Genomic DNA, 15,810 nt, shown 5'->3' with positions numbered 1-15,810 from the left:
GCGCCGCGCGCCGCCTCGGGGTCCTCCGGGGCGGCGCGCGGGCCTCGCATGGTCCGGTCCTGTTGGTCTGTCCCCCACACCCTAGTCCGCACCCGTGACAGGCGGGCCGCCACCGGGGCGCGGCCGCGGCGTCACCGGGCAGCCGCCACGGCGCGGCCACGGTACCCGGCGACAGCCGGCTCAGTCGACGTCGAGGAGGGCCTCCAGCTCGGCACGCCCGGGCAGGTCCGCGGGCTCGAGCGTGTAGCCGGCGGCGACGTAGTGGAAGGCCGCGCGCACCGGTTCGTCGCCGCGCCCGCGGGCGGCCAGCAGCTCGCGGAAGGCCTCCCGGTAGACGGCCAGCTGCACGGCGGCGGCGCGCAGGTCCGCCCCGCGCGGCGGCGCCCCGGTCTTCCAGTCGACGATGACCCAGCCGGCCTCGGGGTCGCGGAAGACGGCGTCCATGCGCCCGCGCACCACGGAGCGTCCGACGGCCAGCTCGAAGGGGTGCTCGACCAGTTCCGGGGTGCGCTCGGCCCAGGCGCTGTCCAGGAAGCGCTCCTTGAGGTGCGCCAGCTCCGCCGGGGTGACCTCCTCCTCGCCGAGGCCCGGCAGCTGATCCTCGTCGATGAGGCTCTGCCCGCCGAAGCGCTCCTCGAGCCAGGAGTGGAAGGCCGTGCCGCGCTTGGCGTACGAGTTCGGCTTGAACGGCACCGGCCGGCGCTGGCGCCGGGCGAAAGCGTCCGGGTCGCGGCCGAGGTTGACCAGATCGCTGGCGGTCAGCCTCCCGGAGAGCTCCACTTCGACGTCGGGGGCGTCGAGCGCGCGGCGCTCCTCGATCAGCGCGGTGGCGTCGGCCTCCCACTGCGTCGACAGCTCGTCGTCGGCGGCCTCGGGAAGCTCCGCGCGGGCGGCGCGCACCCGCTCGGCGCCGGCGCGCACCTCGGCATCCGCGTCGACCGCCGGGAAGAGCGCGGGGCCTGTGCTTGCCGACGTCCCATCGGCCGGCGTCGCGGGCTGCGTCGCCGTGGTGCGCGTGGCCGCGTCTTCCGCCGCGGCGTCGGCGGCGGGGTCCCCGGCGGCCTCCGCGTCCTCGTCGGCCTCCGCGGTCGGGTCGAACCAGGCCTCGACGCTTTCGGGGTCGTGCTTGGCGAGCAGCTCGAGCATCCCGTAGGCCCCCGCGGGCCGGCTGGCGGTGTCGTTGAGCGCGGAACCGGTGACCGACAGCGTGCTCTCGGCGCGGGTGACCGCGACGTAGAACAGGCGGGTCGCCTCCTGGGCCTCGGTGGCGCGTACCTCCTCGATGAAGGCCTTCGCGCCGGTCTCGAACTCCTTTCGGTTCTCCGCGTCCGGGGTGAACTGAACGGTCTCGTCGGCGTCGCCGCGCAGCTCCGGCGGCAGCGTGTGCGGCCGGGTCAGGAAGGTCTCCGGGGTCGCCTGCCAGGTCCGGTCGTCGGCGTGCACCACGGCGACGTGGCGCCACTCCAGGCCCTTGGCCTTGTGCACGGTGAGGATCTGGACGCGGTCGGCGCGCACGGAGACCTCGCCCGGCGCGAGGCCGGCCTCGTGGTCGCGGGCGAGCCGGAAGTAGTCCAGCAGGCGCGGCAGGGTGGCCCCGGGCACGGCGGCGAAGGCGGCGACCTCCGCGCCGAGCCGGTCGAGGTGCGCGGTGCCCGGCGCGCCGTCGGCGGCCGGGTCCTCGCGGGCGAGCGCCTCGGTGCGCACCCTGGTGGCCGACTCGATGTCGGCGAAGAGCTCCGGCAGGGGCTTGCCCATCGAGCGGGTGCGCAGCGCGCGCAGGGTCGCCGAGAGCCGGGCGAGCCTGCGGGCGCCCTCCTCGCTGAGGCCCGCGCCCTCGCCGAGGTCGGCGACGGCGTCGGCCAGGCCCACGACCTGCTCGGCGTCCGGGGGCAGCGCCTCGTCGATCTCGGCGAGCAGGTTCGCCCAGGCCGTGTCCGCGCCGTCCTCCGGGGAGGACACGGACGCGGCGGCGTCCGGGACGTCGGAAATTCCCGTGGTCTCCTCCCCCGCCGGGGCCGGGCGGGAGCGCCGGGCCAGCTGTCGGGCCCGGCCGTCAAGGGCCTGCAGGTCCTTGACCGAGAGGCCGACCATCGGCCCGGAGAGCACGCGCAGGGCCGCGGCGTTGTCCTCGGGACGCACCAGCATCGTCGCCACGGCGACGACGTCGGCGACCTCCGGGACGTCGAGAAGCCCGCCCACCCCGACGATCTCGACGGGCACCCCACGCGCCTCGAGCTCGGCGGCGATGGGGGCGGCCTGGGCGTTCTTGCGCACGAGCACCGCGCCGGTGAAGTGCTCGCCGGCATCGGCGGCCGCGCGGTAGTGCGCGGCGAGTCTCCCGGCGACGGCGGCGCGCTCCTCGGCGATCGTCTCGTACCAGCCCAGGGAGACCTCGCCGGGCTCGTCGCCGAAGGGCTCGAGCGGGGCGACGGGGCGTGCGGTGCCCTCGGCGGAGCCGAGCACGCTGTCGGAGACGGCGTTGGCGGCGGCGAGCACGCGGGCGGGGTTGCGGAAGCTGACGGTCAGCTCGGCCTTCGGGGCGGGGGCGGCCCCCTCGGGGAAGTCCTCGCGGAAGGCGAGCAGGTTGGCGGCGGTCGCCCCGCGCCAGCCGTAGATGGCCTGCATCGGGTCGCCGACGGCGTCGACGGTCAGCGCGCCGGTCTCGGCCGGCGCCGGGGACTCGGCCGGGGCCGGGTCGGCGCCGAAGAGCGAGCGCAGCAGGACGCGCTGGGAGTGCGAGGTGTCCTGGTACTCGTCGAGCATGACCACCCGGTAGCGGCGGCGCAGCGCGGCACGCACCTTCGGGCGGGTGGCCGCGAGACGCGCGGCCTGGCTCATCTGCTGCGCGAAGGTGGTCAGCGAGCGCTCGCGCAGCTCGGCGCGCAGCGCGGCCACCAGCGGCAACAGGTCGATGCGCATGCACTGGGCGTCGACCCACTTCTGCATGTCCTTGTTCAGCGCGTCGCGCTGGCGCGGGCCCTTGGGCAGCTCGGTGACGTTGGCGATGAAGGCGCGTGCCTCGCCCGCGACGTCCTCCGGGTCGGCCTGGTGGTTGTCCATCTCAGCGTTGAGGGCGAGCACGCGCTCGACGACGGCACCGGTGCTCACCGTGGTCTCGAGCACTCCGGTGTAGTCCTCGACGAGCTGCGCGGCGATCGTGAAGAGCTCCGTCTGGCCGATGATGCGCGCGGTCGGCTCGACCGGCAGCAGCAGGCCGAACTCGCGGATGATGGAGCCCGCGAAGGAGTCGTAGGTGCTGGCCGTCGGCGCGGCGTCGGCCAGGCGCTCGGCGAGCGCGCCGCTCGGGTCAACCTCGCGGAGCCGGGGGCTGCCAGCGAGCTCGGCGAGCTGGCCGCGGATCTTGTGGCCGAGCTGCTGGGCGGCCTTGCGGGTGAAGGTCAGGCCGAGGACCTGGTCGGGCTCGGCCAGGCCGTTGGCCACCAGCCAGACGACACGGGCGGCCATGGTGGCGGTCTTGCCCGCGCCGGCGCCGGCGACGACGAGCAGCGGGCCGGGGCCCGCCCCGGTCACCGCGGCCTGCTGGGGCGTGGGCGAGGGCTGGCCGAGCAGGGCCGCCAGGGTCTTTGGGCTGATCCGGTTCTGCGGGTTGGACTCAGGCATCGGTGACGCTCCTCCCCCGCGGCTGGGCCGGGCAGACCGGGGCCAGCCGGCAGGTCGAACAGTGCGGGTTGAGGTGGGCGACCAGGCGCGGCCCGCGGCGGGCCTCGGCCAGGGCGGGCAGCTCGGCGGCGAAGGCGTCGAGCTCCTCGGCGGACTTGGCGGTCTGCTCGCGGGTGGTGATCTTCTTCTGGTCCGTGCCCGGGTAGACGAGCACGGCGCCGCCGATCGCCGGGTGCGGCTCGCCGGCGACCACGCGCGCGGCCGCGGGGTCGTCGGGGTCAGAGATGACGCGCCCGCGGGAGAGCGCCAGCTGGTAGGCGCGCAGCTGGTCCTGCTCCTCGGCGTCGTTCACCGAGACCGCGTTGCGGCCGGTCTTGAGGTCGACGACGAAGTGCTCGCCGCTGTCGCGCTCGCACTCGAGGCGGTCGATACGCCCGCGGATGACCACGTCGGGGGCCACCGGCACCTCGACGTCGGTCTCGACGCCAACGAGGTCGAAGTGGCCGTCGCGGACGGCGATCCAGGAGGCGGTGCGGTCGAGCAGGCGCTTCCAGTCCGCCAGGGCGTTCTCCCGGGCCCAGGAGGGCACCGAGAGGGTGTCCTCGAAGGCCTCGGTGACCACGCGGCGCGCCTCGTCGGCGTCGACGCCGCGGGCGATCGCCTCGGCGAAGGCGTGCGCCAGCGAGCCGCGGGTCAGCTGCGGGGCGGTCTCGGTGCCCTCGACGAGGCGCTCGAGCCCGGCGCGCAGCGGGCACTCGGAAAGCTTCTCGATCTGCGACGGCGAGAGGTTGACCGGGCCCGGGGCGACGAGATCGCGGGTGTCGCTGGGCTCGCGGGCCGACCACCAGCGTTCCGGGTCGGCGCCGGGCACGCCCGCCTCGGCCAGGCGTGCCAGCTGGCGGGCGGCCTGGCGGCGGCGCGGCTCGGCGGCCTGCGGGTCGCAGACGGCGCGGCGCAGCTCGGCGACGAGGTCGGGCACGGAGAGTACGGCGAAGCGGCCGGCACCCTCGGCGGCCCCGGTGTCCGGGCCGTCGGCGGCACCGGCACCGGCGGCATCGGCACCCGCGGCACCGGTCTCCTCCTCGACGGCGCCGGGCCGGGTGACCCGCTCGACGCGCACGGCCCCGCCGCTCGCCGCGGCGTACTCCTCGAGGAAGCGGCTGGGCTCGGTGGGCTCGTCGGCCTCCGGGGCGTCGACGGCGGTGACCGTCAGCGTCTCGGTGGCGCGCGTCATGGCGACCTCGCGGAAGAGCCGGCGCTCCTCGGCGAGCTTCTCGCGGCGCCCGGCGGGCGCCTCCGGGTCGGCCGGCAGGTCCGGGTCGACGTCGCGGTCGACCAGGTCGACGAACTCCTCCTGCTCGAAAAGGGAACCGGTCTCGCCGAGGGCCGGCCAGCGGTCGTCCTGCACCCCGGTGATGACCACCCGGCGCCACTGGCGCCCGGCGGTGGCGTGGGCGGTGAGCACCTGCACGGCCTGCGGGGTGTCCGCGCGCCGGTCGCGCACGCCGGTGGGCAGCTCCTGCTCGGCGACGTGGCGCACGAAGGACTCCACACCGGCGGTCGGGCGGCGCTCGACGAAGTCGCCGGCGGCGTCGAAGAGCGCCATCATCGCGTCCAGGTCGCGGTCCGCCTGGGAGCCGGCGGCTCCGCCGCGCAGCGCGACCGCGGAGAGGTGCTCGGCCAGACCCGTGGCCTGCCACAGCGCCCAGAGCACCTCCTCGACCGAGCCGCGGGACTCCAGTGCCTCGTGGCCGGCGACGAGGACGCCGCGGATGCGTCCGAGCACCGCCAGCTCGCGTTCGGTGAGCACCTCGGCAAGGCGTGCGGCCTCCTCCCCGTCCGGGGCGGCCGCCGGGTCGATCAGGCGGGCGAGCGTCTCGACGGCGCGGGCGTTCATGTCGAAGCGGCGCAGCCCGCGCAGCAGGCGGCGCAGGGTGACCGGGTCCGCGCCGCCGACGGGGCCGAGCAGCAGATCGTGCAGCTCGCCGGGGGTCAGCTCCTCGGTCAGCGCGCGCACCCCGAGGATCATGCCGGCGACGATGGGCTGCTCTGCGAGCACGAGGTCGGTGGCGCTGATGTGCACGGGCACCCCGGCGGCGAGCAGCACGCGGCGCACCGGCTCGATCTGGCCAGCCTGGCGGACCACCACGGCGATCTCGTTCCAGTCCACGCGGTCGATCAGGTGGGCGCGGCGCACGGTGTCGGCGAGCACCGCGTTCTCGGTGGCCGCGGTGTCCGCGACCAGGAGACGCGTCTCCGGGCGCCGGCGGGTCTCGGGGAGCTCGAGGACGTGGTCCACGGCGGTGTCCGTGAGGAAGGCCGGGGAGGCACCGCGGAAGCGGAAGATCGACTGGCGCGGGTCGCCGGCGAGCACGCCGAGCCCGCCGGGGGTCGTACGGGCGTGATCGAGCAGCAGGCCCACCAGGTCGCAGGAGCGCGGGTCGAGGTGCTGGGCGTCGTCGACGAGCACGGTGTGCAGCCCGGCACGCTCAATGACCTCGGGGCGCTCGGTGACCAGCTTCAGCGCCTGGGCGACCAGCTCGGATGCGCTGAGCCGGCGGGTGCCGGCCAGGTTCATGGTGCGGCGGTACTCGCGCAGGAAGTCCCCGGCCCCGGTCCAGGCGGGCCGGCCGTGCCGGGCGCCGAGCGCCTCGAGGTCCTCCTCGCCGAGGCCGCGCTCGGCGGCGCGCAGCAGGAAGTCGCGCAGCTGCCGGGCGAAGCCGAGGTAGGTCAGCGCCGGGCGCAGGTCCTCCGGCCACGCGCCCGTGCCGTCCTCTGCCTGGCCGAGGAGCAGCTCGCGGATGACGGCGTCCTGCTCGGCGCCGGTGATCAGGCGGATCTCCTCGTCGATCCCGGCGCGCAGCAGCGCGAAGGCCACCGAGTGCACCGGTCGCACCAGGGTGGCGTCAGAGACGTACGGGGCCCCGGGGCGCTCGACCAGGCGTCGGCCGATCATGTCGCGTACCCGGGCGGCTGCGTCCTTGGCGGCGGTGATCACGAGCACGCCGGCCGGGTCTGCGCCGGCGTCGAGACGTTTGAGGGCGGTGTCCACCAGCAGGCTGGTCACCCCGGAGCCGGCCGGGCCGGTGACCCGCCACAGGCCCGACTCCGGCAGGCCGTCGGTCAGGTGCGACCAGTCGCGCGGGGCGTCCGCGACCGTGCGGCGCACGAGGCGCACGCGCGGCGTGGAGAAGTCAGTGGGTTCGCTCATGCCTCACAGCGTGCCAGCCGGGCGCGACAGGAGCAGATCGACGACCTCCGCCAGCGCCGCGGAGGCGGCCGGCTCGGGCCTGCTGAGCAGCACGTGCACCCACACGCGGTAGGCCGCGGCGCGCACGAGCAGCTGGTGGAGGTCCGGCACGTGGCGGAAGCGGGCGATCACCCCGGCGTCGACCGCGCCGGCGAGCAGGCCGTCGACGATGACCTGCGCGGCGGTGTAGCCGCGCGGGTGCATCACGCCGACCAGGTCGGTCAGCGCCGGCGGGTTGCCGGGCGCGTAGACGGTGGTGGCCAGCATGTCCGCGTGGCCGGGCACCGCCGGGCCCTCGACGGGCTCCAGCGCGGCGCGCAGCTCGAGCAGCAGGTCGCGGTGCAGGCCGTCCTCGACGCCGCCGAGCACCCGCGGCTCGTGGGTCGACCAGGCCGCCCGGTCGGCCGCGCAGAAGACGTCCTCCGGGTCCGACTCGGGCAGCGGCAGGCCGTCGTCGAGGCCGGCGACCAGCGCGGCCTCGAGGCGCAGGGCGGCCGCGGCGGTCTCGTCGACGCGCGCGCCCGGCTCGCCCTCGACGAACTGGTTGGCCCGCCACCCGGCGGCCAGGAAGCGGCCGTCGGTGGCGCGCACCGGGCGCACCACGCGCAGCCCGTCGATCTCGAGGCGCTCGCGCACCCGCGCCGACCAGGTGGTGTGCGGGCCCACGGCGCGCGAGAGCGCGACGGTGCCCAGGCGCCAGCCGTTGTCCCAGGCCGCGCCCAGCGGCACGGCGGCCTGCCGGTCGTCGGCCTGGAAGGCCGCCGCCACGTGGGTGGGCACGCCCGCCGCAGCCGCCACGGAAGCCTGGTCCGCGCCTGCGTCGCGGGCGTCGTCAATCTCTCGTCCGGTCCGTCGGGTACCACGCGCCTCGGAGATGTCGTGGACCGTGCCGTCCCGGCCGGGCTCTGCGCGCCGCGTCACGGCTGCACCTTCGGGTAGGGCCACGGGTTGTAGCGGCAGGTCTCGTCGACGTCCGGGTAGACCTCCTCCGGGTCGAAGGAGTGCAGCTCGGCGTTGTTCAGGCTCAGGGTCTGCTGCATCATCACCGGGGCCAGCTCGCCGTCGCCGCCGCAGGGCTGGTGGGCGGCGAAGCCGATGCCGTGGCCGACCTCGTGGTTGATCAGGTACTGGCGGTAGGAACCGATGTCGCCCTTGAAGGGCGTGGCGCCGCGCACCCAGCGGGCCTCGTTGATGACCAGGCGGTTGCCGTCGCTGTAGAAGCAGCTGGTCTCCATGGCCAGGTCGTGCCCGCAGGTCTCGTGGGTGGTGCCCACGCTGGTCAGCTGGATGCGCATGTTCGGGTCGTCGTCGGGACCGACGTGCTCGAAGCGGAAGCGCTCGTCGTGGGTCCACCCGGCCGGGTTGGTCAGGGTGGCGTCGATCATGTGCGCCAGCGCGTCGTCGCCGCCCGTCGACGAGGTGTCCACGCCCTTCTCGACCTCGATGACGTAGCGCACCGTCTTCTCGGTGCCCCGGCCCGCCTCGGCGCCGGGCCGGCCGATCAGGCGGTACTCACCGGTGCTCTCCGTGGCGTAGGGCCCGCCGGCCGGCAGCTCGGCGGCGGCGATGCGCGGGTCGGGCTGGTCGGCCGGGTTCGGGCCGGTCTCCAGGGTGGAGGACTCAGCGGCCTGGTCCGGGGTCTGCTCGGGCGAGGACATGCCGGACCCGGTGAAGACGTCGATGAGCACCCACACGGTGATCACGGCGAGGACCGGGATGGCGTAGGCGCGCCAGCCGAAGGACCGCGCGAAGCGGACGTACCAGGGTTCGTGAGACATCAGCCAACCAGGGGTCGAGGAAGTGGGCGGGGTGGTGCCGGCGCGCCCGGGGCATTCAAGGCTCAGCGGGGCGGGCGCCGGCGGGCCGGGTCAGGCCCCGGCGAAGCCGACGGTGCGCGGGGTGTCCGCGCCTACGGCGGCGTAGGCGACCTCGGAGACACGGAGGAGGTAGCGCTGGCCGCGCTGGTCCTCCAGCTCCAGGATCCCCTCGCCGCGCTCGAGGGCCGAGCGCACCTCGCCGGAGACGGCCTCGGCGTCGCCCTTGGCGTCGATCACGAGTTCACGCGGAGTGTCCTTGAAGCCGATCTTGAGTTCCATGCTGCTGAAACAGAGCTCGCTTTCCTTGGTCTCGGGTTCGTGCTCGCCCGCCCGTCAAAAGGGCCCGCCCGTCGCACGGCCGGGCCCCGGGTCGAGGCATGGGGCCCATCATAGCCCGCGCCCGATAGTATCTAGGTGTGTCTGCCGTCAGTACCAGTCCCACGTTCGCCGAACTCGGCGTCGCCGCCGAGATCACCGAGGCCCTCGCGGCCGCCGGGATCACCCGCACCTTCGCCATCCAGGAGCTCACGCTGCCGATCGCGCTCGACGGCCGCGACCTGATCGGCCAGGCGCGCACCGGCATGGGCAAGACGCTCGGCTACGGCGTGCCGCTGCTCGACCGCGTCTTCGACTCCGCCGACGTCGAGGAGCTCGACGGCACCCCGCGCGCCCTGGTGGTCGCCCCCACCCGAGAGCTGGCTGACCAGGTCGGCGACGACCTGACCACCGCCGCGAAGAACCTGCCGGTGCGCGTGACCACCATATACGGCGGGCGCCCCTACGAGGAGCAGATCGACGCACTCAACGCCGGCGTGGACGTCGTCGTCGGCACCCCGGGCCGCCTGCTGGACCTGCACCAGCGCGGCGAGCTGCGCCTGGACCGCGTGGCGGTGCTCGTGCTCGACGAGGCCGACGAGATGCTCGACCTGGGCTTCCTGCCGGACATCGAGAAGATCCTGGCCACCCTGACCCACCGGCACCAGACGATGCTCTTCTCCGCGACGATGCCGGGGCCGATCCTGGCGCTGGCGCGCAGCTTCATGAACCGCCCGGTGCACATCCGCGCCGAGGCCACCGAGTCGGGGCTGACCCACGCCTCGACCCGGCAGGTCGCCTTCCTGTCGCACCGCATGGACAAGCCGGCGGTGCTGGCCCGCATCCTGCAGGCCGACGGGCGCGGGCGCACCATCATCTTCACCCGCACCAAGCGCACCGCCGCCCGGGTGGCCGAGGACCTCGCCGGCCGCGGCTTCACCGTCGCCTCGGTGCACGGTGACCTGGGCCAGGGCGCGCGCGAAAAGTCGCTGAACGCCTTCCGCGACGGCATCGTGGAGATCCTCGTGGCCACCGACGTCGCCGCCCGCGGCATCGACGTCGACGACGTGACCCACGTGATCAACTACCAGACCCCGGACGACCCGATGACCTACATCCACCGCATCGGGCGCACCGGACGCGCCGGCCACTCCGGCACCGCCGTGACCCTGATCGGCTACGACGAGGCCGCGAAGTGGTCCGCGATCAACGACGAGGTCGGCCTGGACATGGCCGAGCCGCCGCGCTGGTTCTCCACCTCCCCGGAGCTCGGCGAGGCGCTCGACATTCCCGACGACGCCCCCGACCGCGTGGGCCGGGCCCGCCGCGTCTTCGGCCTGCCCGCCCCCGGCGAGGAGCGCAGCGGCCGTGGCGGCCACGGTCACGGCCGCCGCGGACGTGGCCACGGCGGCCGCGGACGCGGAAGGAACCGCCGTTGAGCGGGGCCGGCGCGCCGCTGCGGCGCACCCGCGGTGACCTGATCGCCACAGCCGTCATCGCCGTCGTCGCGGTGGCCGCCGTGCTCGGTGTGGTCTTCACCGCCTCCGTGCGCGAGGTCAACCACACCGTCGCCGAAGCCTCGGCCGCGATCCCCGACGAGCCCGGCTCCTCGCCCACCGCCGTCGAGGCCGACTGGTCCACCCCCGCCCTGTCCCCGCCCGGCACCACCCGCCCGATCGTCATCGAGGGCGTGACCGTGGTGCCCGAGGAGCACGGCGCCCGCGGCCTGGCTCCCGACGGCACGCAGCTGTGGTCCTACACTCGCGCCGACCGCGAACTCTGTGCGGCCGGTGCGGCGTGGTCGACGGCCGTGCTTGTCTTCCGCGACCCGGCCGCCGAGGCCGGCTGCGGCGACGCCGTCTCCCTGCACGCCGCCGACGGCTCCTACTCGGCGACCCGCTCCGCCCCGGCGCCCGACGAGGTCGCCTCGGTGGTCTCCAACAGCCGCGTCGGTGTGGCCTCCCCCGAGCGCGTCGAGCTGTGGCGCTCGGATCTGGTGCGCACCGTCGAGTACGGCGACGTGCCCGCCAAGCAGGAGCCGGAGCAGCAGCCCCACGAGGAGTGCGTGATCAACTCGGCGCTGACCCGCACCGAGCTGCTCGCGGTGACCGAGGACTGCCCCGACGACCCGGAGCACACCTGGCTGCGCTTCCAGGCGACCACCCCGGAGGACTCCCGCGCCCCCGAGATGGACGGTGAGGTCGCGCTGGCCTCGGGCTCGCGCCTGGTGGCCGTCGGCCAGGACGGCGCGGCCGTCTTCGAGCCCGGCCCCGCCCCGCGCCTGCGCAGCTTCGCCCAGGACGGCACCGAGCGCCTCTCCCGCGACGTCGCCGACGCCCCCGTGATCGGCCCCCCCGCCGACGAGGGCACCCTCGAGGGCCTCTTCCTGCCCCGCACCGCGGACCTGCCGCACCACATGAGCTGGTTCGACGGCGAGCGCCTCCACCTGATGCACCCGGACAACCTCGAGGTCGCCCACGTGCTCGAGGACGCCACGGGCACCGGCGTGGCCGTCGGCGGCCGCCTGGTCTACCCCACCGCCGAGGGCCTGGCCGTGGCCGACTGGGACACCGGGAAGGTCGAGCACACCATCCCCGTCGACCGCGCCGGCTACACCGGCGAGGTGGACCTGGCCCTGGCCGGCGACCGCGTCATCGAGCGCCGCGACGACGAGCTGGCCGCCCTGCGCGTGCTCTGAAGCCGCCGTTCCCGCGGAGCAGACCCCCGCGCACCCGGTTCTCCGGGTGAGCGGGGGTTTCCCGGTCAATTGACGACGTCGCGCCGCTCACCGCCGGCGCGTACCTGCGGCGTGGGCGGGCGGGCCCTGCGGGCCCGCCGGATCCACGATGTCTGCGGTGTCCGCCTCAGCGCCGCTGCTCGGGGCCGGTGGTGTCGAAGGCCGCGGCGGCCCAGTGCACGGAGGCCGGGCTGAACAGCAGGACCAGGATGGCCACGGCGCTGACGAGGGTGACCACGCCGAGCGGCCAGGCCCCGGCGCCGAACATGCTGAAGGAGATCGGCAGGAAGATGATCTGCAGGATGATCACCGGGCCGCGGCCCCAGCGGTGGGTGCCGCGGGCCAGCCCGAGACCGCCGGCGAAGACGCCGCCGAAGACGATGAGCAGGAAGACCGCGGTGCCGGTGGCGACCCAACCGGCGTTGCCGCCGGCTTCACTGACGATGTCGGCGCCGCGCTCGCCGAGGACCTGCCGGGCAAGCAGCAGGATGGCGTAGGCGATGACGACCACCGACTGCACGCAGGCGATGATCCCGGCATAGCGCACGGTGGCGGGCACGGGGACGCGCCCGCCCGCACGGGCCGGGGTCGTGGCGGGTCCGCTTTTCGGGCTGGGACTGGTCTTGTTCACGGCCTCGATCCTATCGGGCGGGGCCTTCCGGGCGACCGGGGCGAGGCAATTTGACGCCGCCGTGGCGCGCGTACTCAGTCGCGCGGGTTAGTTTCCGCTGGCCAAACCGTTTTACCAAGGTTCCCCTCAGTAATTTTTCAGAGCTATATCCGCCCCCGATCGTGCCGGAGGCCAAGTATATACTGTAACTTCGGACACATTTTCGGTGTAACTCTAGCCAAGAGTACGTAACCGTGCCATGATCAACAATCAGCAAAAGCAACCGGTTGGAAAACCGGCCCTTAACCCGAGAGCGCCAGCGGGTTAACGCCGAGTGAACCGTTGCGGAGCGAGCCGGGGGTCCGTTCCCCGTGCGATCCCGCCCCGCACGCACTCGCCCGAGAGCTTAAACAATGCGCATCCCCACGAGCGGGCGGGGATGTGTCTCTGGTGCGCCCGGTCCCGTTCACCGATCGTTTCCCACTGCATTTTTCTGTAACCCGAGACTTCCTAAGGAGACTGACCCGAAATGGATTGGCGTCACAAGGCCGTCTGCCGCGACGAGGACCCCGAACTGTTCTTCCCCGTGGGCAACTCCGGGCCCGCCCTGGCCCAGATCGCCAAGGCGAAGCTCGTCTGCAACCGCTGCCCCGTCACCTCCCAGTGCCTGGCCTGGGCCCTGGAGACCGGCCAGGACGCCGGCGTGTGGGGCGGCCTGTCCGAGGAGGAGCGCCGCGCGCTCAAGCGCCGCAACAAGCGCGGCCGCCGCACCCGCGTCGCCGTCTAGGCCCCACCCGCTCCCCTCACCCTGAGCCGCCTGATCGGCCGACCCCGATTACCGCGGTCGTGCCCGCCGGCACTACAGTGTGAGCGACAAAGAAACCCAACCGCCCAGCAAGGAAGGTGCCCCATGAGCAAGCGCGGACGCAAGCGCAAGGACCGCCGCAAGAAGAAGTCGAACCACGGCAAGCGGCCCAACTGCTAGCTTGATCGACCGCCCCCGCTAGGCGGAGCGAAGTCGAAGGTGGCGCGGCCGGGATCCCCCAGAGGATCCCGGCCGCGCCTTCGTTTTATTGGGCGGGAGGGCGGAGCCGTCCCACCGCCGCGGAGCGGCCCCACCGCAGCTAGTTGTACCGCCGCACCGTGGTGACCCGCAGCTGGTAGGTCACCCGCTCGCGCAGCCGGCTCGGCGCGTGGTCCGCCCCGCAGCAGGTGCGCAGCAGCGTACGCAGCGCCTCCTCGAGCTCGAGGCCGGCCGCGCACTCGGGGCACGCGGTGATCTCCGCGCGCAGCTGCGCGCACTCGGCGGCGGTCAGCTCGTCGTCGAGGAGCGCGGCGAGCTTGCGCTCGACGCTGTCGCAGTCACAGGTGCACCCTTCGCCGTGCCCGTCGTGTCCGGACGTCATCGCTCACGCCTCCTGCTTCTTCGTCTTCGCGGCGTTCTCCGCCGGTTCGGCCATGTCGGGGTGGTCGAGCCCGATGCCGTGCTCGTGTGCCACCCCCTTCAACAAACCGCGCAGCTGTTTTCTTCCCCGATGCAGCCGGCTCATCACGGTGCCCAGCGGGGTGCCCATGATCTCGGCGATCTCCTTGTAGGCCAGCCCCTCGACGTCGGCGTAGTAGACGACCATGCGGTAGTCGTCCGACAGCGAGTTCAGCGCGTCGACGATCTCCTGGTCCGGGATGTTCTTCAGCGCCGCGACCTCCGCGGACTCCAGCCCGGAGGAGTCGTGCGAGGACGTCGTGTACAGCTGGTGGTCGGTCATCTCGTCGGTCGAGGTCTGCTGCGGGCGCCGCTGCTTCTTGCGGTAGGTGTTGATGTAGGCGTTGGTCATGATCCGGTACAGCCACGCCTTGAGGTTGGTGCCCGGTCTGAAGGAGCCGAAGGCCCGGAAGGCCTTCATGTAGGTCTCCTGGACCAGGTCCTCCGCGTCGGCCGGGTTGCGCGTCATCTTCAGCGCACCGCCGTAGAGCTGGTCGAGCAGCGGCAGCGCCTCGCTCTCGAAGCGCTCGCGCAGCCGCGTGTCGTCCTCGACGTCACTGTCCGCCATCTGCCGGGCCACCGTCCTTTCCACGGTCGGGGTCGGGGAACCATTCTAGGCCCGGGCGCGTCTACTCCGCCTCGACGGCGTCGAGGAGCCCGGGAAAGTCGTTGGAGACATTGCCGACGTCGCGTCGCACCGGCCGGTCTTGAAGGTGCGCGCGCAGCGTGGGCACCGCAGGCGCCAGCATCTCCGTGGCGGACCCGGCCGAGCCGGTGCACCAGGCGGCGGCCGACGCGGCGTCGAGAAGCAACGGCATGCGGTCGTGCAGCCACTCCAACGGCCCGGCGGAGGCGGTGGTCACGATGGTGCAGGACAGCTGGTCCAGCCCGGTGTCCCACAGCCCGGCGGCCCACAGCAGCCCGCCGTCGTCGCGGCTGATGAAGTGCGGCACCTTCTCGTGCCACTCGTAGTAGCCGTCCATGGGGATCACGCAGCGCCGCTTGGCGAAGGCGTCGCGGAAGGAGGGCTTCTCGGCGACGGTCTCGGAGCGGGCGTTGAACAGGGTCGGGCCCTTCTCGTCGCGCTTCCAGTGCGGCAGCAGGCCCCAGCGCGCCGGCTCCACCAGCGCCTCGGAGTTGGCCTCGCCGCCGAGGCGGACGACGGGGGCGATCTGGGTCGGGGCGATGTTGTAGCGCGCCGGCGGGGTGTCGCGCGGCGCACGCACCTCGGTGACGCCCGGCAGGGTGCCGACGGCGTCGAGGAGGCGCTCCCCGGTGGTGAACAGGACGAACCTTCCGCACATGCTCTCTATTATGAGGGTGTGAGTAAAAATGTCCCGCCCTGGCCCGCCCCCGCCGCCCGCGGCCCGGTCCGCTGGCGCCAACATGTACCCGGTTCGAAGTCCATCACGAACCGGGCGCTCGTGCTGTCCGCCCTCGCCTCCGGCCCCTCGGAGATCGCCGGCGCCCTGCACTCCCGCGACACCCACCTAATGGCCGAGGCCCTGCGCGCCATCGGCGCGCGGATCCACTCCGACGAGCCCGGTCACGGCACCGCCTCGACGACGGTGGCCGTCGACCCCGGCCCGCTGCGCGGCGGCACCGTCGAGTGCGGCCTGGCCGGCACGGTGATGCGCTTCGTGCCCCCGATCGCCGCGCTGACCCCGGAGGGCGCCTACGTGGTCTTCGACGGCGACGCCCAGGCGCGCCGCCGCCCGATGGGCACGATCCTCAACGCCCTGCGCGACCTCGGCGTGGAGGTCCACGGCGACGCGCTGCCCTGCACGGTACGCGGGGGCGCGGCCCGCGGCGGCGAGGTCACCATTGACGCCTCCGGCTCCTCGCAGTTCGTCTCCGGGCTGCTGCTGGCCGGCGCCTGCTTCGAGGAGGGCATCACCGTGCGCCACCAGGGCGGGCGGCTGCCCTCGGTACCCCACATCGAGATGACCGTCGACATGCTGCGCACCGCCGGTGTGC

14 protein-coding genes are annotated in these 15,810 nt (G+C 73.9%); 5 read left to right on the top strand and 9 right to left on the bottom strand.

Annotated elements, in window-relative coordinates; all coding sequences use genetic code 11:
• Window positions 1-180: 180 nt before the first annotated feature.
• From QQA02_RS10500 to QQA02_RS10480, 5 genes are all read right to left on the bottom strand, one after another.
• Window positions 181-3,621, bottom strand: a complete 3,441-nt coding sequence (locus tag QQA02_RS10500) for an ATP-dependent helicase (protein ID WP_284864255.1) — start codon at window positions 3,619-3,621, stop codon at window positions 181-183.
• Window positions 3,614-6,832: a PD-(D/E)XK nuclease family protein gene (locus QQA02_RS10495; protein ID WP_284864254.1), complete on the bottom strand. Its 3,219-nt coding sequence runs from the start codon at window positions 6,830-6,832 to the stop codon at window positions 3,614-3,616. Before QQA02_RS10495 ends, QQA02_RS10500 begins: the two co-directional genes overlap by 8 nt.
• Window positions 6,833-6,835: 3 nt before the next feature.
• The gene (locus QQA02_RS10490; protein ID WP_284864253.1) at window positions 6,836-7,792 is read right to left on the bottom strand and encodes a TIGR02569 family protein; all 957 of its coding nucleotides are present in this window, start codon (window positions 7,790-7,792) and stop codon (window positions 6,836-6,838) included.
• A complete protein-coding gene (locus QQA02_RS10485; protein ID WP_284864252.1) occupies window positions 7,789-8,649 on the bottom strand; it encodes a DUF3152 domain-containing protein in 861 nt (286 codons plus the stop codon). The genes QQA02_RS10490 and QQA02_RS10485 overlap by 4 nt, the downstream gene beginning before the upstream one ends.
• Before the next feature lie 90 nt (window positions 8,650-8,739).
• The gene (locus QQA02_RS10480; RefSeq protein ID WP_284776098.1) at window positions 8,740-8,967 is read right to left on the bottom strand and encodes a DUF3107 domain-containing protein; all 228 of its coding nucleotides are present in this window, start codon (window positions 8,965-8,967) and stop codon (window positions 8,740-8,742) included.
• A gap of 137 nt (window positions 8,968-9,104) precedes the next feature.
• On the opposite strand from QQA02_RS10480, the gene QQA02_RS10475 reads away from it, so the two are divergent.
• A complete protein-coding gene (locus QQA02_RS10475; RefSeq protein ID WP_284776096.1) occupies window positions 9,105-10,442 on the top strand; it encodes a DEAD/DEAH box helicase in 1,338 nt (445 codons plus the stop codon).
• On the top strand, window positions 10,439-11,701 hold the full coding sequence (locus tag QQA02_RS10470) for an Rv3212 family protein (protein WP_284864251.1): 1,263 nt from the start codon (window positions 10,439-10,441) through the stop codon (window positions 11,699-11,701). The genes QQA02_RS10475 and QQA02_RS10470 overlap by 4 nt, the downstream gene beginning before the upstream one ends.
• A 166-nt stretch (window positions 11,702-11,867) precedes the next feature.
• On the opposite strand, the gene QQA02_RS10465 is transcribed toward QQA02_RS10470, so the two are convergent.
• Window positions 11,868-12,371 (bottom strand): hypothetical protein, encoded by a 504-nt coding sequence (locus QQA02_RS10465; protein ID WP_284776091.1) that lies wholly within the window; start codon window positions 12,369-12,371, stop codon window positions 11,868-11,870.
• A 508-nt stretch (window positions 12,372-12,879) separates the two neighbouring features.
• On the opposite strand from QQA02_RS10465, the gene QQA02_RS10460 reads away from it, so the two are divergent.
• Together QQA02_RS10460 and QQA02_RS11730 are read left to right on the top strand one after the other, a co-directional pair.
• Window positions 12,880-13,137, top strand: a complete 258-nt coding sequence (locus tag QQA02_RS10460; protein ID WP_075663404.1) for a WhiB family transcriptional regulator — start codon at window positions 12,880-12,882, stop codon at window positions 13,135-13,137.
• A 123-nt stretch (window positions 13,138-13,260) separates the two neighbouring features.
• On the top strand, window positions 13,261-13,335 hold the full coding sequence (locus tag QQA02_RS11730; protein WP_415684509.1) for a 50S ribosomal protein bL37: 75 nt from the start codon (window positions 13,261-13,263) through the stop codon (window positions 13,333-13,335).
• Between the two features lie 139 nt (window positions 13,336-13,474).
• Here the strand turns inward: QQA02_RS11730 and rsrA are convergent, their stop codons facing one another.
• The 3 genes from rsrA to QQA02_RS10445 all read right to left on the bottom strand — a co-directional run bounded on the left by rsrA (window position 13,475) and on the right by QQA02_RS10445 (window position 15,137).
• Window positions 13,475-13,756: a mycothiol system anti-sigma-R factor gene (gene rsrA, locus QQA02_RS10455; RefSeq protein WP_284864250.1), complete on the bottom strand. Its 282-nt coding sequence runs from the start codon at window positions 13,754-13,756 to the stop codon at window positions 13,475-13,477.
• Between the two features lie 3 nt (window positions 13,757-13,759).
• Window positions 13,760-14,401: a sigma-70 family RNA polymerase sigma factor gene (locus QQA02_RS10450; RefSeq protein ID WP_284775607.1), complete on the bottom strand. Its 642-nt coding sequence runs from the start codon at window positions 14,399-14,401 to the stop codon at window positions 13,760-13,762.
• 61 nt (window positions 14,402-14,462) lie between these two features.
• Window positions 14,463-15,137, bottom strand: a complete 675-nt coding sequence (locus QQA02_RS10445) for an SOS response-associated peptidase (protein ID WP_284864249.1) — start codon at window positions 15,135-15,137, stop codon at window positions 14,463-14,465.
• A gap of 18 nt (window positions 15,138-15,155) precedes the next feature.
• Here QQA02_RS10445 and QQA02_RS10440 point away from each other — a divergent pair.
• Window positions 15,156-15,810 (top strand): 3-phosphoshikimate 1-carboxyvinyltransferase (locus QQA02_RS10440; RefSeq protein WP_502870993.1); only part of this gene is annotated, 655 nt, incomplete at its 3' end.

It is taken from the genome of Corynebacterium sp. MSK006 (assembly GCF_030232385.1).
Classification (GTDB): Bacteria; Actinomycetota; Actinomycetes; order Mycobacteriales; family Mycobacteriaceae; genus Corynebacterium; species Corynebacterium frankenforstense_A.
This window is presented reverse-complemented; position numbering and strand designations above follow the sequence as displayed.